Origin of the sequence: Halomonas qinghailakensis, from assembly GCF_025820815.1 — a bacterium.
GTDB lineage: Bacteria > Pseudomonadota > Gammaproteobacteria > Pseudomonadales > Halomonadaceae > Vreelandella > Vreelandella qaidamensis.
Genome location: NZ_CP096973.1, coordinates 416,313 through 439,392, shown reverse-complemented (window position 1 = coordinate 439,392; position 23,080 = coordinate 416,313). Strand labels below are relative to the sequence as shown.

Annotated in this window: 18 protein-coding genes; 8 read left to right on the top strand and 10 right to left on the bottom strand. The window is 52.5% G+C overall.

Annotated elements, in window-relative coordinates; all coding sequences use genetic code 11:
* The first annotated feature begins 190 nt into the window (after positions 1-190).
* On the top strand, positions 191-3,478 hold the full coding sequence (mscK, locus tag M0220_RS02025) for a mechanosensitive channel MscK (RefSeq protein WP_264019190.1): 3,288 nt from the start codon (positions 191-193) through the stop codon (positions 3,476-3,478).
* A gap of 43 nt (positions 3,479-3,521) precedes the next feature.
* On the opposite strand, the gene M0220_RS02020 is transcribed toward mscK, so the two are convergent.
* Genes M0220_RS02020 through M0220_RS02010 form a run of 3 tightly spaced genes read right to left on the bottom strand, consistent with a single transcriptional unit; the run spans position 3,522 to position 7,628 of the window.
* Positions 3,522-4,289, bottom strand: a complete 768-nt coding sequence (locus tag M0220_RS02020) for a TlyA family RNA methyltransferase (protein ID WP_030070260.1) — start codon at positions 4,287-4,289, stop codon at positions 3,522-3,524.
* Between the two features lie 54 nt (positions 4,290-4,343).
* Complete coding sequence (locus M0220_RS02015) at positions 4,344-6,374, bottom strand: hypothetical protein (RefSeq protein WP_030070261.1); 2,031 nt, start codon at positions 6,372-6,374, stop codon at positions 4,344-4,346.
* A gap of 30 nt (positions 6,375-6,404) precedes the next feature.
* On the bottom strand, positions 6,405-7,628 hold the full coding sequence (locus M0220_RS02010) for an ATP-grasp domain-containing protein (RefSeq protein WP_030070262.1): 1,224 nt from the start codon (positions 7,626-7,628) through the stop codon (positions 6,405-6,407).
* 212 nt (positions 7,629-7,840) lie between these two features.
* On the opposite strand from M0220_RS02010, the gene M0220_RS02005 reads away from it, so the two are divergent.
* The 3 genes from M0220_RS02005 to M0220_RS01995 all read left to right on the top strand — a co-directional run bounded on the left by M0220_RS02005 (position 7,841) and on the right by M0220_RS01995 (position 9,577).
* Positions 7,841-8,170 (top strand): DUF1820 family protein, encoded by a 330-nt coding sequence (locus M0220_RS02005; RefSeq protein WP_009100748.1) that lies wholly within the window; start codon positions 7,841-7,843, stop codon positions 8,168-8,170.
* 85 nt (positions 8,171-8,255) lie between these two features.
* Entirely contained in the window at positions 8,256-8,891 is a 636-nt protein-coding gene (locus tag M0220_RS02000; RefSeq protein ID WP_264018546.1) for a TIGR04211 family SH3 domain-containing protein, read from the top strand.
* A gap of 53 nt (positions 8,892-8,944) precedes the next feature.
* A complete protein-coding gene (locus M0220_RS01995; RefSeq protein WP_264018545.1) occupies positions 8,945-9,577 on the top strand; it encodes a thiopurine S-methyltransferase in 633 nt (210 codons plus the stop codon).
* 54 nt (positions 9,578-9,631) lie between these two features.
* Here the strand turns inward: M0220_RS01995 and M0220_RS01990 are convergent, their stop codons facing one another.
* The 5 genes from M0220_RS01990 to cysP form a co-directional block, all read right to left on the bottom strand.
* A complete protein-coding gene (locus tag M0220_RS01990) occupies positions 9,632-10,225 on the bottom strand; it encodes a YajG family lipoprotein (RefSeq protein ID WP_030070265.1) in 594 nt (197 codons plus the stop codon).
* A 174-nt stretch (positions 10,226-10,399) separates the two neighbouring features.
* Positions 10,400-11,494 (bottom strand): sulfate/molybdate ABC transporter ATP-binding protein, encoded by a 1,095-nt coding sequence (locus M0220_RS01985; RefSeq protein ID WP_264018544.1) that lies wholly within the window; start codon positions 11,492-11,494, stop codon positions 10,400-10,402.
* The gene (cysW, locus tag M0220_RS01980) at positions 11,491-12,318 is read right to left on the bottom strand and encodes a sulfate ABC transporter permease subunit CysW (protein WP_030070267.1); all 828 of its coding nucleotides are present in this window, start codon (positions 12,316-12,318) and stop codon (positions 11,491-11,493) included. The genes M0220_RS01985 and cysW overlap by 4 nt, the downstream gene beginning before the upstream one ends.
* Entirely contained in the window at positions 12,318-13,172 is an 855-nt protein-coding gene (gene cysT, locus M0220_RS01975) for a sulfate ABC transporter permease subunit CysT (protein WP_264018543.1), read from the bottom strand. Before cysT ends, cysW begins: the two co-directional genes overlap by 1 nt.
* A gap of 9 nt (positions 13,173-13,181) precedes the next feature.
* Positions 13,182-14,219: a thiosulfate ABC transporter substrate-binding protein CysP gene (gene cysP, locus M0220_RS01970; RefSeq protein ID WP_030070269.1), complete on the bottom strand. Its 1,038-nt coding sequence runs from the start codon at positions 14,217-14,219 to the stop codon at positions 13,182-13,184.
* A 220-nt stretch (positions 14,220-14,439) separates the two neighbouring features.
* Between cysP and rpe the strand changes: the two genes are divergently transcribed.
* The gene (gene rpe / locus M0220_RS01965; RefSeq protein ID WP_264018542.1) at positions 14,440-15,141 is read left to right on the top strand and encodes a ribulose-phosphate 3-epimerase; all 702 of its coding nucleotides are present in this window, start codon (positions 14,440-14,442) and stop codon (positions 15,139-15,141) included.
* 9 nt (positions 15,142-15,150) lie between these two features.
* Here the strand turns inward: rpe and M0220_RS01960 are convergent, their stop codons facing one another.
* Positions 15,151-16,449, bottom strand: a complete 1,299-nt coding sequence (locus M0220_RS01960; protein WP_264018541.1) for an NAD(P)/FAD-dependent oxidoreductase — start codon at positions 16,447-16,449, stop codon at positions 15,151-15,153.
* Positions 16,450-16,598: 149 nt separating this feature from the next.
* Here M0220_RS01960 and M0220_RS01955 point away from each other — a divergent pair, with 149 nt between their 5' ends.
* On the top strand, positions 16,599-17,267 hold the full coding sequence (locus tag M0220_RS01955) for a phosphoglycolate phosphatase (protein ID WP_264018540.1): 669 nt from the start codon (positions 16,599-16,601) through the stop codon (positions 17,265-17,267).
* 17 nt (positions 17,268-17,284) lie between these two features.
* Here M0220_RS01955 and M0220_RS01950 read toward each other — a convergent pair whose 3' ends face one another.
* Complete coding sequence (locus M0220_RS01950) at positions 17,285-18,202, bottom strand: metal ABC transporter solute-binding protein, Zn/Mn family (protein WP_030070273.1); 918 nt, start codon at positions 18,200-18,202, stop codon at positions 17,285-17,287.
* A gap of 285 nt (positions 18,203-18,487) precedes the next feature.
* Between M0220_RS01950 and M0220_RS01945 the strand changes: the two genes are divergently transcribed.
* Together M0220_RS01945 and fdhF are read left to right on the top strand one after the other, a co-directional pair.
* On the top strand, positions 18,488-20,227 hold the full coding sequence (locus M0220_RS01945) for an NADH-ubiquinone oxidoreductase-F iron-sulfur binding region domain-containing protein (protein WP_264018539.1): 1,740 nt from the start codon (positions 18,488-18,490) through the stop codon (positions 20,225-20,227).
* Positions 20,224-23,031: a formate dehydrogenase subunit alpha gene (fdhF, locus tag M0220_RS01940; protein ID WP_264018538.1), complete on the top strand. Its 2,808-nt coding sequence runs from the start codon at positions 20,224-20,226 to the stop codon at positions 23,029-23,031. Before M0220_RS01945 ends, fdhF begins: the two co-directional genes overlap by 4 nt.
* Positions 23,032-23,080: the final 49 nt, after the last annotated feature.

Sequence of the window (23,080 nt, the reverse complement as noted above, 5' to 3'; positions counted from 1 at the left end):
TGCGTAAGACGCCAGAACGCCTGACAATGATCACCTTACAAATGGTCTTCGTGGTTAGGCTTCTTAGTTGGGGTAGTATTCATGTCGATGAGGCATAGGTAACGTGGTTATAAACGCGCTGAAGGTACTCTCTAAGCACTTCTCTAAGCACTTTTCTAAGCACCTCTCTAAGCTTTTCTGTGTTTATTTATTGTTAATATTTACTGGTGCCGGATACGCGCAAACACCGCTGCTTGAGCAAGTCCCCTCTGAGGCACAGTTATCTGAACGATTAGCTGAGCTTGAGTCTCAAGAAAGTGAGCTGACCACAGAGCAGAACCAGGTTAAAGAAGCCTTGTCTGCTGCATTACAAAGCTACGAGCGTCTCCACGCGGTTGAAGAACGCCTTAGCGCGTTAGAAGAGCGGGTTGCTCAGGCACCTGAAATACTGCTCCGCCTAGAACGCGAGCTAAATGCCGCTGAAGAGGAAAGCCAGCAGTTGTCGCTAGGTAACCTTAGTGACATGCCGCTGGAGGAGCTAGAAGCACAGCAAGCAGAAGCTGTGGTAGAGCTTCAGCAGTTGCAAAGCCAATTGGCTGAAGTTAACTCGCAGCTATTGGCAGCACAAACGCTGCCTGAGCGTGCTCAGCAAGCCATTTCAGATGCGCTGCAACGCGCTGAAAGTTTACGGCGCCAAGCGGATGAGCGAGAAGCGCTGCTAGGCGATCGGCAGCTGTCAGCGCGCAACGATGCACAATTAATTCAGTGGCGCATTGAGCGTGCCCTTGCTGAGCAGGAGGTTAGCCTCAATCAACGCGAACTGAGTGCTAATAGTCGGTTACGTGAGCTGGCACAAGAGCGGCGGGAGCTTATTGAACTACAAATAGATCAGCAGGAACAGCAGCTTAACTTATTGCAAGGTGTCATTGACCGCCAGCGGCGGCTGCTTTCTGAGCAGGCCATTGCGGATGCAGCAAAAAATGATCCGCTGATCGCAGAAGGGCATCCAGTGGTGCTCAATGCCCAGCAAACTAACCAAGCACTGAGTCTTGAATTGCTGCGGGCCACGGATCGAGCGAATGGCATTATACGTGAAAATATTGAGGCCCAGCGCCAGTTAGATCATGTGCGGCAACTTCAGCGCAGCCTTAATGAGCAAATTGACGCTATTCGTGGTAGCCAGCTGTTATCACGTATTCTAAGGGAGCAGCGACAGTCATTACCTCTGGTTGCGCCAAAGCGTAATTTGCAGGATGAGATTGCCGATCTGCGTCTCAAGCAATTTGACTTGATTCGACAGCGTGATCAGCTACGCCAAAGCGATCGTTTGGCGGCTCAGCGCTTGCAGGAAGCAGGGGTAGATGTCACGCCAGGGCTAGTGGACTCCCTGACGCGGCTTTATCAGTCGCGCCGTGAATTAGTAGAGCAGCTTGAACAGTCCTATGGCAGTCTGCTCAGTGCCGCGATTGAGCTACAGCTAAATCAACAACAGTTATTAACAACAACGCGAGATTTACGGGCAACTATCGATGAGCAGCTATTCTGGGTAGCGAATAGCCGTCCTCTGGATTTCAATTGGTTACGACAAATTCCCCATAACCTTCAACTGGAGTGGCGAGAAGGTGAGTGGCGGGCAATTTTGCCCTCTCAATGGCAAGGCTTCTCCTGGCAAATGCTAAGTGGCGCGCCGGTTGTTTTACTTGGCGTAATGCTGATTGGGCTGCGCCGACGGATTAAGTCACGGCTTGAGCTAATTCATTCACAAATAGGCCGGCTGAAAAGTGATACTCAGTTACATACAACAAAGGCTGTGCTTTTAAACGTGCTATTGGCATCGCCAGGCCCACTGGGTTTGGCAGGGATTGGTGTTGCTCTAAGTGAAGCTGAAGGAGCATTAGCAAGTAGCGTTTCACCCGCGCTAATGCAGCTGGCGCTAAGCTGGGCGGTTGTGGCTTTAGGGCGTCGTCTTCTTGTCCACGATGGTGTTGCAGAGCGTCATTTTACTTGGGCGCCAGCTTATACATCGCGGTTGCGTAAACTGCTGGGTGGATTGGGGGTAGCGTTAGTTCCGGTGGTTGCTATTGCTGCGCTTTCAGGGCAAATGGAAACACCGCTAGCGTTACGCCCGGTGGCGATCGGTCTCTTTGCCGCAGGTTTAATAGCCATGAGCTGGTGGCTGGCACTGTTAATCCTAGCTCATGTACCGTTTTTCGGTGTGCGACTCTTTCGGTTGGTGTTAGGGCTTGCCATGGCGTCGGTACCGCTTGTGCTGCTAGGGCTGGTGCTCTGGGGCTATGAGTATACGGCTTTGCAACTGGTGGCTCGCTTTGCGATAACGCTTTACCTGTTGGGCTTGTGGGTCGTGGTTGAGGCTACCGTTGTTCGTAGCCTAGCAGTGGCGGCCCGCCGGTTAGCGTATCGACGTGCGCTTGCCAGGCGTCGTGCTCAAGTGCAAGAGGGTGCAGAAGGTGGGTTGGAGGTCGTTGAAGAGCCACCTTTAGATATGGAAAAGATCAACTCGCAATCCTTACGCTTATCAAAGTTGATTTTGTTAATCGGCTTCAGTGCCCTGCTGTATCTTGTGTGGTCAGACCTGCTGGCAGTGTTGGGGTATTTGGATCAAGTAGCCATATGGGATGCGGAAGAGGGTGATTTAGTCGGTGACGCGCTATCGCTTTCCGATGTATTTACGGCGCTGCTGGTAGTTGCTATTACCTTTATTATGGCGCGTAACTTGCCTGGTTTGTTGGAAGTGATGGTGCTTTCACGCCTGTCATTAAAGCAGGGCAGCGCTTATGCCATCAGTTCACTACTCTCTTATACCATTGTGGGTACGGGGGTTGTGATGGCGTTGGCGACGCTGGGCGTTTCGTGGAATAAATTGCAGTGGCTGGTGGCTGCACTAAGTGTCGGCTTAGGCTTTGGGCTTCAAGAGATATTTGCCAACTTTATTTCCGGCTTGATTATTCTATTTGAACGCCCAATTCGCATTGGCGACACTATCACGCTCGGTAATCTTCATGGCACGGTGAGCCGAATTCGCATACGGGCCACTACCGTGACTGACTTTGACCGAAAAGAAATCATCATTCCAAATAAAACGTTTGTAACGGATCAGCTCATCAATTGGTCGTTGTCAGATAATGTGACCCGCGTGGTGCTAACTTATGGGGTTGCTCATGGCTCTGATTTGCCTTTAGTGCACGCACTACTGCGTCAAGCTGCGGATGAAAACCCTCGCGTGCTAGAAGATCCAGAGCCTCAGGTTTTCTGTCTGAATTACGGTCCGCACAGCTTGAATTTTGAGGTGCGTATTTTCGTTAACGATTTGCTTGACCGCCTGTTTGCTGCTGACGAAGTTAATTGTCGAGTTGACGAGCTGTTCCGTGAAGCAGGGGTACGGGTGGCCTTCGAACAAATGGACGTGTGGTTGCACCGTGACCCAGGTGAGTCTGTTAAAGTGCAGTCAGCTAACCAACTGCCTTCTGCTAACCGCTAATTACCATTAATCGATAGGTTTAAGGTTAGCATCAGCGTTGGTTTTAAGCGCTTGGTTTTTCATGTTTACTCGCGAGCAGTAAAAACTCCCGATTACCATCGCTGCCGGTAATCGGGCTTTCCTGCCAGTGGCTAATGACTAAGCCGCACTCAGTACAAGCATCGCGTATCTTTTGCTCCACGTCGCTATAACGGCTAGCGTCACGCACAATGCCGCGCTTATCTAGTGCGCCTGGTTCTAACTCAAACTGTGGTTTTACCAATGAAAGCAGTTGCCCCCCAGTGGGAAGAAGGGAGGCAATCTCTGGCAAAATCAGTGTCTGAGAAATGAACGAAACGTCCATTACGGCGATGTCGATAGGATGTTTAGCCACGGTTTGTTGAAGCTCTGTCGAGGACGTCATATAACGGGCATTTAAGCCTTCAAGACAAGTGACCCTCGGGTCGTCACGTAAGCGCTCGGCTAGCTGGGCATGACCAACGTCTACGCCAATCACATGACGGGCACCAAACTGCAATGCGCAGTCGGTAAACCCCCCCGTTGATTGGCCAACGTCTAACACAATAAGCTCTTCCAGGCGCCTATCCAGTGCGTTAAGGACGCCCTCTAATTTCAAACCAGCACGGGAAACATAGCGCTCTTCAGGGTCTTCATCGATATGCAATAAAGTATCTTGCGGCCATTTTTCAGACGGTTTAGCGAGTAGCGTGCCATCTTGAAGCGACACACGTCCGTTACGAATTAATCGCTGCGCACGGGTGCGAGAACTGACCAGCCCTTGGCTGACCAGTAGTTGGTCTAATCGTGTCAATTGAGTCATTGTCGTCAATGTGGCAGTTATTCAGCGCGTCTGGCGAGTCCTTGGCTACGGTGTGTGTGGCCCTTCGTCTGCCTGAAGCTCTGTCGGCGGCAAGCGGCTAGCTCCCCAGCTGCGATGCAGGTAGCTTTTTACAGACTCAAGTTCATCATCCGTTACGGTAGCCAGTTCGCCTCGCTCTAATGGGTCATAATGGTAGATATATAGCCGAGAGGTAAATTGTTCAAAGGGTAAAGAAGCCTCGCCAAAGCGCTCTCCGTTACCAGACGTACTTACCTTAACGCCATCTCCCCAATCTTGGCCGCTGTCGTTGTTGGGATTATAAAAATAGATCCTCATGACATCGTTTGGATCTAAAGACGCGCGTAAAATCGTTATTGCATGCCAACCAATAAACCGAGCGGCACTGTCAGTTACGGCGATGCCTGCTGGCTGAGGATGAATCAGCGGTTGGTTACCATTGTAATAGGGATGATAGCTGGCATAAAAGTGACGAATAAAGTTATCTACGCCACTTAGTTGGCCGGTGGCAACATCAACGTTAATGCTAAATCCACGGCCTGACCACCAACCATGGAACTCTGGGTTGACCCAACGGTGAGGGTCGCCTTCGCGGCCAATGCAGCGTCTACCCATCTCTGCATAGATGCGATCCAAATGGGGCACAACAATCAACGAAGCAGGGTCTAGATCCATCGGCAGTTCAGATGCAACGCCAGATGCACTCTCCATTGAAGAGATTGCCTGACCTTCAAAATGCATAATGATTTCGTCATCCCGTGCTGCCCAGGCGACCATTTGTAACAAATAGTCCGGATCATTGTAGGCCCACATGGAGAGCGCTCTTGCTGACTGGCAAGTTGGGTTGTTGCCTTGCCCTACACCTAACGGCAGCCCCAGCATGCATAGCACACCTTCAATGAGGCGTGCGCGAGGTGATGCGTCGACTCCATAGGCAAGGTTCAATCGTGCTTCTGACCATTCTGAAAGTTTTAAATTTAGCTGTCGCCACATCGCTGGGGCAACCGGAGGCTGATAGAGAATGCCCCGCTCAAGTAACAGTGCCAAGCCATAGACCGCCTGCGCAGTAGCTGGGTAAACACCGCTGCGAATCAGGGCATGTACCAACTCACGATAGCACAGAAGGCAATCTCGTCCTGTTGATGAGAGGCCTAGGGCTTCTGATAGCAGGTGGTCTCCCTCTTCCAACAAATAACGCATAAGAACCGTATGGTAGGGTGATACTAACCCTGTGTCGTGCATGGCCCGGGCGAAGCCGGTAGATTCTGCTTGTAAAGCAGCATTATCCATACGTTCCAGTCGTTCACGATAAAGAGCTACGCCAGGGTCTTCACGGCAAGCTTGCGTTGGCCCAAAAAGTGAACTGACCAGTCTGTCAGCCCCTTGGCCACTTGCGCCTAAATCAATTTCTGGATTGACTTGGCACAGCGCAATTTGAGTAATCATCTGTTTGATGGCATCAACTTGAATTGGGCGCTGCTTTAAAATGCGCCATATTTCATCAATAAGTTGATCAATCACATGTTCGTAACCAATGCGCTCGGCTAAATGTTTGAACAATTGCCTAGGGATAGTCGCTAAGCGTCCCTGAGTTTCTCGTTCGGCCTCACTTGGTGCGTTAAATAACAGCCATAAATTAATGGCCATTACTTGGGTTAAATAGTGGTGAGCGTGCTCTTGAGATACCAGCGCGTGAAGGTAATCACCTTTGGCAACTGCTAAAAGCCTCAATTCACTCAGAGCTTCAATTACCACCACGTTGGGGTCAGCACTTCTAAGTGAAAAAGTAGTTAGTGTAGGTACTAGAAACTGCGGTGTTTCCCAGTCTGAACCTGCAAACACTCCGGCGGATTCAAAATCCGCCGCGCGAGATTCGAGGGCGGCGCAGCCACCCTCTTGCATCAAGATTCTGCGCGCAGTATCCATTACGCGAGGCAGCTTTGCCGGTTTAGAAAAAGCAGGAGCCTGCATAAGCAGGCGCACCGCCTCATCAAATTTTTTCAAAAGTCCGTTAAGCTTGCCATCTTCATAAGAAGATGCCTCTTGATTGGTCGTCACGTTGACTCCTTATCCCAGCCGTAACGGGGATTATACATAGAAGTCGAGGTCTTCTTGGCGTTTAAGAAGATCGCGTAGTGTGTGCGCATCTTCGCCTTTAAAGTAGACCAAGCCCCAATGGGTACCAAACGCTGTACGTTTAGTGACGGTTTCTTCAACCGGTGATGTCAGTTCGTGAGATTCAAAGTACGGGTGATCCTCTGTTTCTTCAGGGATCTCTAAGCGGCTAACAACCCGACGGCGGGGATACACGCCAAAGCAGCCCGCGAACCCATCTGCGTCCACCACTTCTTTGGGAAAGAAAGCCGCAACTTCCTCTTTGGTGCTTTTGGGGTCGAAGACCAGCATCGAAGCTTGGTAGGCGTTGAAGCCATACACCCGCTCAAGAAGTTCAAATACTTTAAAGCCGGGTGGACGATAGGCCACTTCGCCAAAGTACATCTCACCATCGCTGGTCACAAAGTACTCGGGGTGAATAAGGCCGAACTCAATATCAAACGCTTTGATCAGTTTTTCAATTTGCGCTGTAATCTGCTCGCGGTATTTTTCAAGCTCAGGAGACGCGGGCACAAATACCGAGTAGCCAAGTGTCACGTACTCTGAAATATTCAGAAAAGCGATCTTACCGTCATGGATCCACGCTTCAACGGCAAATTCCCAACCATCCAAGTGTGATTCCATCAACACTGGGAACTCTTCATCGGGAATCGTATCAACTTCATCCGGTGTACGAATCACCCGGTGACCAAGACACCCTGCCTTATCAAACGCTTTGAGGTGGATAGGGTCGTTAGGATCGCCATCCAGCTTGAGTAGCGTTTGGTTAACACGTTTAAGGAAGCGGACAACGTCATCTTTATCGTGGGCTTCTTCGAAAATGCCTACGCGAATGCCGCCAAGCTGTGCGCGGCGTTTCATTAGCGCTTTATCGCGAAGTAGTAACGACTGGCCATAAATGCGCGGATTATCGAGCAAGACAGAGTTAATTGCGCCCGCCCACTCTACGGTCTCTTCATAAAGTGGGATTGCAACATCGACGCCTTTCTCTTTTAACGTTTCAGCAATTTCGATAGAACGATCGTTGAGACGCTCAAAATTCCAGGGAACGTAGGGAATATCATGTTTTTGGCAGTAATCCTCGGCCCAGTCGGGTGCAACCACGATGTAGCGGCGGTCAAAATTCTCTGCCGCTTCGATCGCATTGAGGCTCCAACCTAGTAGGGCGATATAGCCCTTATTGGGATCCTTTTGCATGATGGTGACTCCTGTGGGTGAGTGAATAAAGTTGCCATACCACTTACTTCACCATACACGATAGGGCCTCCCGACGGCTAATTAGCAGGCTCTGAAGGTGAAAATGGCTAAAAATAAGTGCTTTTCATGGTGTGTAGTAAAGAGCAAACCCCTGAGTATGTTAGGCTAGGCGCCTCAACATTATGTTCAAGTGGCAAGAGGAATAGGCCAAGATGGCGGCCAAGCCGATCTACCGTGTGGTGGTTCACCAGCAGGGTGAAATCTGGGATTTATACGTCAGAGAAATTTTTCAAAGCGAACTCTGGGGCTTTATTGAAGTCGAGGAGTTTGTCTTTGACGATGCGTCGCGGGTTGTTGTCGATCCAGGGGCAGAAAAATTACAGCGCACCTTTGAAGGTGTTAAGCGCAGTTACCTGCCGCTTAACGCTATTGTGCGCATTGATGAAGTTGAACGTGAAGGCCCTTTAAAAGCTGTCAAGAGTGATGCCCGCGTCGCAGAGTTTCCTCGTCCCTTCCCGTTACCGCCTCGTGGGGAAGGGTAAGCGCCTAAGACAAGCGCACCGCTTTGAGCGATACGCGCGATTGGCTTCGTCGGCTACGCGCGTTTTATGATCAGGACATGACGTCATGCAAGTAAATAAACTTCGTAATAGTTGTTACGCCGCCGCCGTTGGTGTGTTGCTGAGCGCTGGGGTAGCCCCTGCATTTGCCCAGTCTGATAGCCAGGCCTGGGTCAGCGATGAGTTAAGCACCTATGTGCGTAGCGGCCCAACGGATGGTTACCGTATTGTTGGCACGCTGAATGCGGGCGAGCAAGTTGAAGTTCTTGAAAGGAGCGGGGATTATACTCGCGTCCGTGGCGACGGCGGCGATGCTGTATGGGTGCTGAGCAGTGAGTTACAACAAACTCCCAGCGCCCGTGAGCAGCTGCCTGTATTGCAAACGCAAGTAGATCAACTGACACAAGAGCTGGACGGAATCAACAATACGTGGGAGCAGCGTGTCTCTTCAATGACAGAAACGCTCGAAGTACGTGAGCAGCGTATCGTTGATTTAGAAGCGCGTAATCGCGAGCTAGATAACGAAGCTGAGCAATCTCGCCAGCAGGTGCGCGCATTGCAGGCGCGTTTAGATACGCAAGAAGAAGATTTATTGATGCGCTATTTCATGTACGGCGGTGGGGTGGCCGGTGCTGGTTTGTTAGTCGGCCTGATTGTTCCCCATTTACCACGTCGTCGTAAAAAGAGAGACCGCTGGTTTTAAAGTGGTTTCTACAGCAAGCGTTACGGGTAAATTTTGAGTGTGAGGTAGGTCCAATGGAAAATCCCTGGCGTCAACGTTGGCAGGAAGGATGTATCGGATTTCATTTGTCTGATACGCATCCAGCGTTGGTGCAGCATTGGCCCGCGCTTAACGTAACGCCTAGGGCCAAAGTGCTTGTGCCGTTATGTGGTAAAAGCCTTGATATGCGTTGGTTAGCAGATGAAGGCCACCCCGTTCTAGGTATTGAGTTGGCACCGGAAGCCATAGAGCAGTTTCTGGCGCAGCGAAACGCAGGCGTCTCACGCTATACCCAAGCAGGGTTCAATGTCTCACGCCAGGGTAGCGTTGAATTGTGGTGCGGTGATTTTTTTCATTTGCACATCAAACAGGCGGCAGAAGTGGGTGCGTTTTATGACCGAGCCTCACTGATTGCGCTGCCTCCCGCCACCCGAGAGCGCTATGCCTTTCATCTTGCTCAGTTAGTGCCCCCAGGAGCCCGGGGGCTGCTAGTTGGGTTAACCCATGATGATGGTAATGCCGGCCCACCTTACAGCGTGCCCAATAGTGAAATTGAGCGTTTGTTTGTGCCCAACTTTCGCATTGAGTTGGTTGAGAACAAACCGGCAGACGAGCGGGGGCGCAGTGAAAGCGTTTGGGCGCTAGAGCGTCGTGGGCCACGCATATGAATCTGCCCGCCAAGCGGGCAGTTTTTCTCAGTATAAACCGTCGGTCTGAACTGTTTAACGGGCGAGCAAGCGACCAAGCTCAGGGTCACTAAACGCACGGTTTAAACCATCGCTTAACAAGTCGTTTAACATACGTGTATTAGCATCTTCACCGGGTTTAATGGCATAGCCCTGGGTGCGGCGTGATGTGTACGTGCCCGTATAGGTTGTGCCCTTATTCTGAGCAATTGCCCGGAAAACCCCTTCAAGGCGCGCTTCGTCAATCAACGGCTGGCCGCTATCACCTTTGGCATAGTTAAGGTTTGCCAGCTCAAGCGTAATACTTGGACGACCTTGAGCAGCCTCGCGTGTGGGATTAAAGCCCATATCACGCACAGCGCGTTCTGCTTCAGCTTGGAGCTGTGGAATTAACTCATGACTACTCACGGTAATCTGCGAAGTAGACATACTGCCACCCGCGCGGGTCCCAATAACTTCGCTTTCCCGAGCATCGGTAGCGATGACAGTGACCTGTTGGCCAGCGCCTGTTTGCGGGACACTGGCACTACGCTCTGGGCTTAGCTGAAGGTATTGAGGGCTAGCGCAGCCCGCTAGCAAAATGCTGGTAAGCAACGCACCAGTGAGGTGTAAAAAATGGCGCCGACGCATACAATTCTCCGCTGTAACCGAAAATAGGTGACAAACTACTAGTAGGTATCAAAACGCTGAGCCTACGCTCAGTATTTTACAAGCATGCCCTTGACTGACCGAATACGACAGCCAAACAAAAGGCTTAGTTAACTGCCAGTATAGCGCTGCGTTTGCGTAAGGTGCTACCAACGCTTAGGCCGCGCGGGTCTGCTGCTTCGGCTTTTCCGTTTCTTCTTTAAAACGGTGCCACTGACGTGGATGCGCGAACAAGCGTTGTCCACGGCGCATCTGAAGCTGCTCAAAATCAGCATGGCGCACTGTTGCAAGCCATGGCTTAGCTAGCCAGTCGGCTTCTAGCTCAACACGTACTTCAGCACCTACCGGTGAAATGGCGGTAATCGTTACCGGTAAGTGGCTCTCTGCACTAGGCTGCTGGGCAAGGCGCACTTCATGAGGGCGTAGCAATAACTCTTCGTCACCATCAGGTAAGTCAACATTGAGATGAGCGTCGCCACAGGTAAGTATACCTTGGTGTACTTTGCCTTCTAAGTGGTTAACGTCGCCAAGGAATTCAAATACAAAACGGTTTTTGGGGGACCGATAGAGCGTTTCAGGCGTATCAATTTGCTCAATGCGCCCGTTGCTCATTACCACCACCCGGTCAGAAAGCTCAAGCGCTTCTTCTTGGTCGTGGGTCACAAATACGCTGGTAAAGTTAAGTTCTTCATGCAGTCGACGCAGCCAGCGTCGCAGATCCTGGCGTACCTTAGCATCCAGCGCACCAAACGGCTCATCCAATAGCAATACGTCAGGCTCAACGGCCAGGGCGCGGGCTAGTGATACGCGCTGCTGTTGGCCACCTGAGAGTTGCGCAGGTAAGCGGTTAGCTAAATGCTGCAGCTGAACCATTTCCAGCAGCCTAAATACGCGAGCGCGTATCTCACCGTTGGAAGGACGGCGCTTTTTAGGCATTACGGTTAAGCCAAAGGCCACATTGTCGTAAACGCTCATATGGCGAAATAGCGCGTAGTGCTGGAAGACAAACCCAATGCGACGATCGCGCACGTGAACGTTAGTTACATCGCGATCGCCGAACAATATTTTACCGGGTTGAGGAGAGCGATCAGCGCTCTCCAAACCGGCAATAATACGTAGAAGTGTCGTCTTTCCTGAGCCAGACGGTCCAAGTAGGCCGACTAGTTCGCCTTCATGGATATCCAGATTGATCGGCTCAAGCGCTTGGGTGTTGGCAAAGTGCTTGGCGATGTTCTGTAGGCGAATACTCATAAATATGCCTCCTGGCGCGCTGCGCGCCATTCCAGGCCTGCCTTGGCCGCAAGGGTTAACAGGGCAATAAGGGCCAGCAGCGCGGCGCTAGCAAATGCGCCCACCGCGTTGTAATCCTGATAAAGCTGCTCTAGGTGCAGCGGTAAGGTGTTTGTCTTCCCACGAATAGCCCCGGCGACCACCGACACAGCGCCAAATTCACCCACCGCACGCGCGTTGGTGAGGATGATCCCGTAGAGCAGCGCCCAGCGAATGTTAGGTAGCGTGACACGCCGGAAGGTAGTCCAACCACCCGCGCCGAGGGTCACGGCGGCTTCCTCTTCACGGGAACCTTGGGCCTGCATGAGCGGAATTAGTTCACGTGCCACAAACGGGCAGGTCACGAAAATAGTCACCATTAAAATACCGGGCCAAGCGAACATTAGTTGAATATCGTGGGTGTCTAGCCAGCCACCAATCCAACCATTGCGGCCATAAAGTAATAGGTAAATAAGCCCGGCCACTACGGGTGATACGGCAAAGGGAATATCGATCAGCGTTTGCAAAATACGCCGACCTGGGAAACTAAAGCGGGTCACTAGCCACGCTAGAGCGACACCAAACACCAGGCATACCGGTATGGTCAATAACGCAATAACAAGCGTTAGGCCAATGGCATGTAGGGTGAACGTATTGCTAACGTTGGCCCAAAAGACCATCACACCTTGGGAAAACGCCTGGGCAAAAATGGCCACTAGCGGAAGCAGTAAAAACAACGCTGATAGCAACAGGGCGGTGCCAATGAGTAAACGCCGCACAGCGGGTGCATCACCAATCCGGCGCATTAGCCTTTTCCTCCATGCAAGCGGCGTACAAAGCGACCTTGCCAAATGTTGATCGCCAATAGCAGCGCCAGTGACACAAAGAGCACAACGGAGGCAATTGCAGAAGCGCCAGCGTAGTCATACTCCTGCAATTTGACGAAAATCATCAGCGCAGTGATTTCGGTTTCGTAGGGCATATTACCTGCGATAAAAATAATCGCCCCGAACTCACCTAGTGAGCGTACAAAGGCTAACCCGGTGCCAGTAACGAGAGCTGGCCACAGGTGCGGCATAATCACTCGTCGAAACGCTACGCCATCGGTTGCGCCAAGAGACATCGCGGCTTCATCAACTTCTGCGGGTAAATCCTCCAGCACCGGTTGCACAGTGCGTACCACAAACGGAATGCTGGTAAACGCCATGGCCAGTGCAATGCCTACCCAGGTGTAGGCTACTTGGAACCCTAGCGGCTCTAATAAGCTGCCCATCCAGCCATTACCCGCATACAGTGTGGCTAGAGTAATACCTGCTACCGCTGTGGGGAGTGCAAAAGGTAAATCCATTAAGGCATCTAGAAGACGCTTGCCAGGAAACTCATAACGAACCAGTACCCAAGCAAGTAGTAAGCCAAATACCGCGTTAACCAGCGCCGCGACAGCCGCTGCTCCTATGGTGACCATGTAACTGGCCACCACACGACCTTCGGTAATAATGGCCCAGTATTCGGCAAGGCTCAGCCCTGCTAACTGACCAAATAGACCAGTGATCGGGAGAAGGAGTACCAGCGAAATGAAGAGGACGCTGATCCCCATAGACAGGCCAAAGCCCGGCAGCACGCGAGCACTGCCGGACCGCCATATTGCTAGCTGGCTCATGAGATTCCGTTAACGACGTTGCAGTTGATCAAGTAGGGCTCCGCCTTCAAAGTGGTTTTCCATTGCTTCTTCCCAGCTGCCAAACACATCTTCAACTTCAAAGAGTTCGGTATCGGGGAATTGGTCAGCAAATTCAGCCACAACCGTTTCGTCGTGAACGCGATAGTTAAAGCCTGCCAGCAAGCGCTGAGTATCTTCACGGTAGAGGTATTCAAGATAGCTCTGAGCAAGGTCGCTATTGCCATTACGCTCAGCATTTTCACCCACCACCGCAACGGGGAACTCTGCCAGAATACTGACCGGCGGCACGATGACTTCGTAGTCGTCGCTGCCGTATTCGCTGCGGATATTGTTCACTTCTGATTCAAAGCTGATTAATACGTCGCCAATGCCGCGCTCGATAAAGCTTGTGGTGGCACCACGGCCGCCGGTATCAAACACCGCAACATTGCGCAGGAAGGTGCGCATAAAGTCCTGGATTTTTTCTTCATCACCGTCAAACTGGTTATCGGCGAAGCCCCAGGCAGCTAAGTAGGTGTAGCGACCGTTACCGGACGTTTTAGGGTTCGGGAAGACCATTTGCACGTCTTCTTTCACTAAGTCGTCCCAACTTTCGATGCCTTTTGGATTGTCTTTACGGACCAAAAACGCAGTAGTGGAGTAGTAGGGAGATGCATTATTGTCGAATGCGTCTTGCCAGTCTTCTGCTACTAAGCCCGCATCCGCAAGCACTTGAACATCAGTTACCTGGTTGAAAGTAACTACATCCGCACGCATTCCTTGCATAATCGCGCGCGCTTGCGCTGAAGAGCCGCCGTGAGACTGACTAATGGCAATCTCTTCACCGTGCTCTTCTTGCCACCACGCTTGGAATTCCGGATTGATAGCTGAAAACAGTTCACGGGCAATATCGTAAGAGGAGTTCAGTAACTCGCGCTCTTGAGCCATCGCAGTGTTAGAAACAGCGGTGGCAGCCATAGTAGCGCCAACAGCGGTGGCTATCAGGCTGCGGCGCAGGCCAGTACGGAAAAAAGTAGATCGCGTCATTACAACAGGCTCCTTACATCTGGGGGCGATTTAATCGCAATGATGCTAAGGTTAAACCTGTGATTGTGGAATTACAATTATGTTTTATATTCTATTTGGGAATATGTATTTAAAGATATTCATTCTTTGACGGCTGAGCTTTAACGACAGGGCGGTGGGCTTCCTAGGTGGCTCTGGTAAGATATACCTTCTTTTTCCCCTGTTAACCTAGGAACGCATTATGAGCGCCGAGCAGGACTTTCTGATTGCCCCTTCGATTCTTTCCGCTAATTTCGCGCGACTTGGTGAAGAGGTCGACAATGTGTTGGCTGCTGGGGCCGATATTGTCCATTTCGATGTCATGGATAATCACTATGTGCCGAATCTGACCATCGGGCCGATGGTGTGCAAAGCGCTGCGCGACCATGGCGTGACAGCGCCCATCGATGTGCATCTAATGGTCAAACCCGTAGATCGTATGATTAGCGACTTTAGTGCGGCTGGGGCGAGTTATATTACTTTCCATCCAGAAGCCTCTGAGCATGTTGATCGCTCGCTACAGCTGATTCGTGATAGTGGATGCAAAGCAGGGCTGGTCTTCAATCCAGCGACGCCGCTTTCGTACCTCGATTATGTCATGGACAAAATCGATATGGTGCTGTTGATGAGCGTTAACCCAGGTTTTGGCGGCCAGTCGTTTATCCCCGGTACGCTAGATAAATTGCGCGAAGCGCGGGCACGTATTGATGCGTCGGGTCGCCCGATCCGATTAGAAATCGACGGTGGCGTTAAAGTAGAGAATATCGCCGACATTGCCGCTGCGGGTGCCGATACCTTTGTAGCTGGTTCGGCTATCTTCAACGCTCACCAAACAAGTGACCCGCACGGTTACAACACGGTTATTCAACAAATGCGCGCTGAGTTGGCAAAGGTTAATGGCTAAGCGTACAACTTAATGCAATTTCATACGGGGCTTTAAGTAGCGATTTAGCTTATCAACCAGCCACGCGAGTCCCGTTTTGGGTGCGCCATGAATAGACAGCTGATGCATTCGATAAAGCGATGCATAGGCTTGGCGCGCCAGCCAGCCTTCCAAAAATAGTCCACGAGACGCAGAGCTGCGCATTAGGTTTCCCACCGCATCGTAACGGGCAAGCGACACTAGCGAGCCGTGGTCGCGATAGACAAAGTCGTTAAGTGGTTTGTCATCCAATAACCGAACTAAGTTTTTAGCAAGCACCTTGGCTTGTTGATGAGCTGCCTGGGCCCTGGGTGGAACGGAGCCCTCTTCGCCTTGAGGGCAGTTAGCGCAATCACCCATGGCAAAAATATGCGGGTCATCCACGCTTTGCAGCGTCTGATGAACGCTAAGCTGATGCTTTTTATTAGTTGTCAGGCCAAGTTCTGCCAGAAATGGCGGCGCTTTGATGCCCGCCGCCCACACGTTTAGGTCAGTTTCGATAATCTCGCCATCGCCTGTCACTAAGCGATACTCCTCAGCCTCCTGAATAGCGGTGCCGACATGGACGTTTACGCCCATATTTTCGAGCTCTTGTTGCACGGTTTCGCTAATACGTTCTGATAAGCCAGGCAGCAGGCGTGGCGCCGCTTCGATGAGGTGTACGCTAATCGTTTGGTGGTCTATCGCGGTTACGCCGTAGGCGTTAAGCAAGCGCGAAGCATCTAGAAGTTCTGCGGAAAGCTCGACGCCTGTTGCGCCGCCGCCGACTATGCCAATGGTCAGCTCTTTATGCTGGCGCAGTTCTGGATCGGTATAGCGCAAAAAGGTATTGATCATATCGCGCTGAAACGCCTTGGCCTGCTGGGGTGAATCAATAAAATGGCAGTGCTCAGCAACGCCTGTGGTGCCAAAGTCATTGGAAACACTGCCCAGCGCTAATACGAGGTAGTCATAACTAAGCTCCCTGGCTGGAAGTACTTCAATGCCGTCCTCATCTTTAATTGGCGCTAGGTGAATGATTTTTTGTGCGTGATCAAGGCCATTTAAAGAACCACGCTGGTAGAGGTAATGGTGTGCGGAAGAGTGGCCGCGATAATCCACTTCATCCATGCTGGAGTTCAGCACGCCGGTAGCGAGTTCATGTAACAGTGGTTTCCATACATGAGTAGCATTGCGGTCGAGCAGCACAATCTCGGCGCGCCTTTTTTTGCCGAGCGTGCGCCCTAAGCGTGTTGCTAGGGCAAGTCCACCGGCACCGCCGCCCACAATCACAATTCGAGGAATGGCCATTACTTTCTCCTTGCCTAAGATAGCAACAGCATAGAACTTTCTCGCGTGTCTGACGACGCGCTAAGCAGGTAAGATAATAAAAGTTAACAGCGGATGCGTCTGATCTGTATTGGAATATTCTAATGGCAATAGTTTAGGGAGAGAGCCACGTGCACGCCATTTTGCAGGGTAAGCGATTAATTGCGTTTGATTTAGATGGCACGTTGATTGATTCAGTGCCAGACCTGGCGGTAGCGGTTCAGCATGCGCTTGGTGATGTTGGACTGCCTCTACCTGGTGAAGAGCGCGTGCGAGACTGGGTGGGTAATGGTGCTCAGGTGCTAGTCGAAAGAGCGCTGACCTGGGCGTTAGCAGAAGCGCCAGGGCAGGTATTGCAAACCACCGCCTATGAAGCTTTTATGCGCCATTATGGTGCTGCTCCTAATGCGCTAACTCAGCTCTATCCAGGCGTGCAAACAGCGCTACACGATTTGCATAAGGCAGGCTATCCACTGGTGCTGATTACCAACAAGCCAGAGCGCTTTATTGCGCCAATTTTGAGCCATTTTGGTCTGTTAACACTTTTTACATATTGCATTGGCGGCGACACGCTTGCCGAGAAAAAACCCAGCCCGCTACCGCTACTTCATGTGGCCCAACAGCTGGATATTCCATCTTCAGCATGTGTCATGGTAGGAGATTCACGCCACGATATTGATGCTGGCAAGGCTGCTGGCTTTGCCACCGTGGCGCTACCTTACGGCTATAACCATGGCGAACCAATTGAGCATAGCCAGCCGGATCTGATTATTGACTCATTGCTAGCGCTAACGGAATAAGTTAAGCGGTGCTAGGGCTACTCTTCAGCCCGTGCACCGCCTAAATATTCATGTAGTAACTCTGTGTTATGGCGCAACATAGCAGGGTAGTTATAGGCAGGCCCATCGGCATCACTTAAAGTATCTATATATAAAGGCCCTGCCAGCGCAAGCTCAGTTTCTCGGGCAAGCGCATCCATGTGGATGTAGGGCGATGTACTTTCATAGAAAAGTGCAGGCGGGCGCTTTTGTGAAAGTCGCATACTCATGGCTTCCATTGCTTGTGCGCTGCCAATCGTTTCACTGCCAATGCCCCAAATGGCCGCGTACTCAAAGTCGTACGCGCGGGCAAAATAGGCCATAGAGGCCTCGCTAGTGGTGAGCATACGATTTGTGTGCGGAATGCCTTCCAAGCGTTCACTAAGTTGATGATCGAGCTGCGCTAGTGCTTCACGAGTTTCATCGGCACGCGTGGTAAACGCATCAGCTTGCTCGGGATAGTGTTCAATAAGCGTTTTTTCTATCACATCAACATAAGCGGCCGCCCCTTTCGGATCCATCCACATATGTGGATCCGTGCTGTCCTTATAGTGGCCTACTGGGATTGCTAGCGTCTCGTAATTGGCGCTTTCTGCAAGGGCTATCAGCGTTAGTGAATCATTTGCCATGGCTTCGATATGGCGTATCCATGGTTCTAATCCATATCCGTTATAGAAAACAATGTCAGCTTTTTCAACGGCCAAGGCATTTGGCGGTTGAAGCTCCCAGCGGTGCACATCCTCACCTGTTGGCACAATAGTGGTAATGTTGATGCTGTCGCCCGCCACACGCTTCACTAAATCTTTAATGACTGAAAACGAAGCGATAACGTTAAACGAGGTGTCGCCCAGCGCGTGAGTGCTGTTGACAGTCGTCATCAATACGAGCGTGATTATCCAAGGTGCTCGATTGTCCATGTCACGCTCCTAACGCATTAAAAAGTCGGCAGATAATAAAGATAGTACAGGCACGTTGCCAGTTTCATTCTGTTGCCAGGCCGTTTGACTTCTCGGCACCGTAGCGTTGATGCAACAACGGGTTTCGTCCTGTGGGGTTAGCCTCTATGCTGTTAAAACAGGCTGCAAAATACGCAAAATAAACATGGTCGATAATAGGGTTAGTTACTTTGTATATTCAGCCAAAGCTTAGCCATTATATGGCCTAGCCCAGCGTTTATAGACAGCTCCTTTGGATAGTGTGTAATGACTTCACAAACTGGTATGACTTCACGCCGACGTCGTGGTTTCCCTCAGGGGCGCGCTGTGGCACCTGTGGCGCTAGTAGCGCTACGCGACCTCTTGGGAGATGAGCGCTGCAACCCCACGCTTAAACGCCGCGACCTATTAATAGAACACTTGCACGCTATTCAGGATGCTCACGGTTATTTATCACTGGTCGAGCTACGCGCCTTAGCCTCCTACATGAACCTGCCGATGGCAGCGGTGTACGAGACAGCGACGTTTTACGCTCACTTTGATGTGGTACACGACCACCAAGCGCCACCGCCTGCTACGACTATTCGCGTGTGTGATTCGCTCTCCTGCCAGCTGGCAGGCGCCAGTGCGTTACAACAAGCGCTTGAGGAGCGCGTCGACCCTGACGGCGTGCGGATCATACGTGCGCCCTGCATGGGCCGCTGTAACCACGCCCCAGTAGCTGAAGTTGGCCATCACCACGTGCTGTACGCCACGGCAGATGGCGTCGAGGCGGTGGTTGATACCGGCCACTTTCATCCAGAAGCGATTGTGTGGCAGCGTCTAACGGCTTATCAGCAAGCCGGCGGCTTTCAACTGCTGGCCCAGTGCCGCAGCGGCCAAGTAAGCGTCGATGCACTGAGCACACTCTTAGAGCAATCTCAGCTGCGTGGACTTGGCGGCGCGGGTTTCCCCACTTTTAAGAAGTGGCAGGCGGTGCGCCAAGGGGCAGGGCCGCGTTACTGTGTGATTAACGCTGATGAGGGTGAACCCGGCACCTTTAAAGATCGTTTCTACCTTGAAAAAGCCCCCCACCAATTTCTGGAAGGTGCGCTGGTTAGCGCCTGGGCAATAGATGCCGAGCGACTCTATATTTACCTGCGCGATGAATACCCTGGGCTTCACCGCGTGCTGCATGAAGCGATTGCCGAGCTTGAAGAGGCCAAGCTCGTACAGCCTGGGCTTATCGTCATGCGCCGTGGTGCAGGGGCTTATATATGTGGGGAAGAGTCGGCGCTGATTGAGTCTCTAGAAGGTAAACCTGGCAAGCCTCGCCATCGGCCGCCCTATGTGGCTCAGCAAGGGCTGTTCAACCGCCCGACGCTGGTCAATAACGTTGAAACGGTTTACTGGATACCACGCATTTGGAAAAAGGGGGCAGCATGGTTTGCTGAGCCCGGGCGCAATGGGCGAAGTGGCCTGCGCAGTTTTTCCGTTTCCGGTCGAGTCAACAAGCCGGGTGTGTATCTCGCGCCTGCTGGAATCACTCTGCGTGAACTGATTGATGAGTATTGCGGTGGCATGGCAGAAGGGCACACCCTTGCCGCTTACCTTCCCGGCGGCGCATCTGGGGGGATTTTGCCCGCCAGCAAGGCGGATATTCCGTTGGATTTCGATACCCTGCATGCTCACGGCTGCTTTATTGGCTCAGCAGCGATTATCGTGCTCTCCGAGTACGATAACTTACAGGCCGTTGCGACTAATTTATTGGCCTTTTTCGCTGATGAATCCTGTGGTCAGTGTACTCCCTGTCGGGTAGGCACTGAAAAGATGTTGAGCCTGCTTGAAAGCGAGCGTTGGGATGTACAGGCGCTGACTCGGCTGGCCCAAGTAATGCAGGACGCGTCGATCTGCGGGTTAGGCCAGGCTGCACCGAATCCCGTGCTTGGGCTGCTAAAAGATTTTCGACCGGCGCTTGCCCAGCAGCAGGTTATTGTCAGCGATGCGGTGGAAGGGGGCGCGCCATGAGTACTGAATTTGCGCTAACGCTGGATGGCCACGAAGTGACTGCTTATGCCGGTGAAACCCTATGGCAGGTGGCCAAGCGCGCAGGAGAAACCATCCCCCACCTCTGTTTCAAAGAGGCTCCAGGTTACCGTGCCGATGGTAACTGCCGTGTTTGCATGGTCGAGATTGACGGCGAGCGCACCTTGGCGGCCAGCTGCATACGCGAAGCAGCGCCGGGCATGGTGGTGCGCAGCGCAAGCTCTCACCGCGCGGTGCAGGCCCGTGAAACCGTGCTGGAACTGTTCATGGCGGATCAGCCCAGTCGAGCGGAAAGCCCCGACCGTTCCAGCCATTTTTGGAAGACTGCCGAGCAGCTTTCAGTGGATGAACATGCTGTTAAGGCATGGCTGCCACCGCGCCGGAAAACCCCTGTTAGCCACGCGGTGGTGGCGCCGTCAGTTCAACAGCCAGATACCAGCCATCCCGCCATGCAGGTTAATTTAAACGCTTGTATTACCTGCAACCTGTGCGTACGCGCCTGCCGTGAGGTGCAAAGCAACGACGTGATTGGTCTGGCTCAGCGCGGCGCGGCAGCCACGGTGGTGTTTGATTTTAACGACCCGATGGGCGATAGCACCTGTGTTGGCTGTGGCGAGTGTGTTCAGGCGTGCCCGACGGGAGCGCTGATGCCTGCCTCGTTGGTGAATTCGGCTGGCCACGGCGATTCACACAGTCAGCGACAGGTTGATTCCGTCTGCCCTTACTGCGGCGTGGGCTGCCAGCTTACCTACCATATGAATAACGACGCCCTGGCGTATGTAGAAGGGCGCAACGGCCCTGCTAACCAGGGTCGTCTGTGCGTGAAAGGGCGCTTTGGGTTTGACTACGTTAGCCATCCGGCACGGCTAACCAAGCCGCTGCTGCGCAAACCGGGTGTGGCTAAAGGTCTCGACCCGAGCTTTGACCCTGCCAAGCCGCTCAGTCATTTCCGCGAGGCCAGTTGGGAAGAAGCACTCGACGTGGCCGCCAGCGGCTTAAGGAACCTCAAGGCCGCCCATGGCCCAGAAGCCTTGGCGGGCTTTGGCAGCGCTAAATGCTCCAATGAAGAAGCCTGGCTATTCCAGAAGCTGGTGCGTACGGGGTTTGGCAGCAATAACGTTGATCACTGCACCCGGCTGTGTCACGCCAGTTCTGTCGCTGCGCTGATGGAGTGCCTGGGGTCTGGGGCGGTAACGGCATCGTTTATGCAGGCTCTGGAAGCAGATGTGGTGATCCTGACGGGTTGTAACCCAGCGGTAAACCATCCTGTCGCGGCCACCTTCTTCAAGCAAGCTGCCAAACGCGGCACTGAGATTATTATTCTCGATCCTCGCGGGCAGGCATTAGATGCTTACGCTAGCCTGAGCGTTCGCTTTACGCCAGGCGGCGATGTCTCGTTATTCAACGCGCTGCTCCACGTCATTATTGCCGAAGAGCTGTATGACAACGCCTATATTCAAGCGCATACCGAAGGCTTTGAGGCATTGAAAAACAGCGTTGCCCATAGCACTCCTGAAGCTATGAGCGTGCTGTGTGGCGTCGCGCCAGAGACTCTTCGAGAGGTGGCGCGGCGCTACGCCAACGCCGAGAAAGCGATGATTTTCTGGGGTATGGGCATTTCTCAGCATACCCATGGCACCGACAACGCGCGCTGTCTGATCTCATTGGCGCTGGCGTGCGGTCATACAGGCCGTCCAGGCACTGGTCTGCACCCGCTGCGTGGACAAAATAATGTGCAGGGCGCATCCGATGCGGGGCTTATTCCCATGGTGTTGCCCGACTATCAGCCGGTGGGTGATCGCCAATTGCGGGCTGCCTTTGAAGAGCTGTGGAATACTCCGCTCAGTGCCGAACCAGGGCTGACGGTGGTCGAAGTCATGGATGCTATCCACGCGGGGAGCGTGCGCGGTATGTACATCCTGGGTGAGAACCCCGCCATGTCTGACCCAGACCTGACTCATGCCAGAGCCGCCCTTGGCAAACTTGAGCATCTGGTGGTGCAGGACCTGTTCGTCACTGAAACTGCCCAGTTTGCCGATGTCATTCTGCCAGCTTCCGCCTGGCCTGAAAAAGACGGCACTGTGACCAACACCAACCGCCAGGTGCAGTTAGGCCGCGCGGCTCTGCCGCTACCGGGAGATGCCAAGCCCGATTGGTGGATTATCCAGGAGATTGCCAAGCGCTTTGAGCTTGGCTGGAACTATGCCCACCCTCAGGAAGTGTTCGTAGAGATGCAGCAGAGTATGGCGTCGTTTAATCACATCAGCTGGGCGCGGCTGGTGCGGGAAGGCTCGGTAACGTACCCCTGCCCAGCGGAAGATTTACCTGGCCAGGATGTGGTGTTCAGCGACGCCTTTCCACGCAAAGGTGGGTTAGCTAAATTTTCCCCTACGCGCCCGTTACCGCCAGACGAACCGGTAGATGACGCTTACCCCACGGTATTAACCACTGGTCGGCAACTAGAGCATTGGCACACCGGCTCCATGACTCGGCGCAGCCACGTATTAAATGCCCTGGAGCCAGACGCTGTGGCCAGTCTTTCCCCAGGCGAGTTAAATCGCTTAGGCGTTGTACCAGGAGAAAAGCTGACGATCACAACGCGACGCGGCACGATTACGCTAACCGCCAGAATGGACTCAAAAATTCCTGATGGCATGGTGTTTGTGCCGTTCGCTTATGCAGAGGCGGCAGCCAACCTGCTGACCAACCCAGCGCTTGATCCCTACGGCAAAATACCGGAGTTCAAATACGCGGCGTGTCGGTTAGCACCTCTAGTGAGCTCCTAGTTAGTACCCTCTAAATAAAATGTGAATGCGTCATACGCCCCTTGTCCCT

Coding starts and splice junctions, on each gene's coding strand:
- M0220_RS02010 (WP_030070262.1), bottom strand. CDS start 7,628: ATGCAAAAGGATCCCAATAAGGGCTATATCGCCCTACTAGGTTGGAGC.
- M0220_RS01985 (WP_264018544.1), bottom strand. CDS start 11,494: ATGAGTATTCGCCTACAGAACATCGCCAAGCACTTTGCCAACACCCAA.
- M0220_RS02000 (WP_264018546.1), top strand. CDS start 8,256: ATGCAAGTAAATAAACTTCGTAATAGTTGTTACGCCGCCGCCGTTGGT.
- cysP (WP_030070269.1), bottom strand. CDS start 14,219: ATGACGCGATCTACTTTTTTCCGTACTGGCCTGCGCCGCAGCCTGATA.
- M0220_RS02005 (WP_009100748.1), top strand. CDS start 7,841: ATGGCGGCCAAGCCGATCTACCGTGTGGTGGTTCACCAGCAGGGTGAA.
- M0220_RS01990 (WP_030070265.1), bottom strand. CDS start 10,225: ATGCGTCGGCGCCATTTTTTACACCTCACTGGTGCGTTGCTTACCAGC.
- fdhF (WP_264018538.1), top strand. CDS start 20,224: ATGAGTACTGAATTTGCGCTAACGCTGGATGGCCACGAAGTGACTGCT.
- M0220_RS01950 (WP_030070273.1), bottom strand. CDS start 18,202: ATGGACAATCGAGCACCTTGGATAATCACGCTCGTATTGATGACGACT.
- rpe (WP_264018542.1), top strand. CDS start 14,440: ATGAGCGCCGAGCAGGACTTTCTGATTGCCCCTTCGATTCTTTCCGCT.
- M0220_RS01960 (WP_264018541.1), bottom strand. CDS start 16,449: ATGGCCATTCCTCGAATTGTGATTGTGGGCGGCGGTGCCGGTGGACTT.
- cysW (WP_030070267.1), bottom strand. CDS start 12,318: ATGCGCCGGATTGGTGATGCACCCGCTGTGCGGCGTTTACTCATTGGC.
- M0220_RS01995 (WP_264018545.1), top strand. CDS start 8,945: ATGGAAAATCCCTGGCGTCAACGTTGGCAGGAAGGATGTATCGGATTT.
- M0220_RS01945 (WP_264018539.1), top strand. CDS start 18,488: ATGACTTCACAAACTGGTATGACTTCACGCCGACGTCGTGGTTTCCCT.
- cysT (WP_264018543.1), bottom strand. CDS start 13,172: ATGAGCCAGCTAGCAATATGGCGGTCCGGCAGTGCTCGCGTGCTGCCG.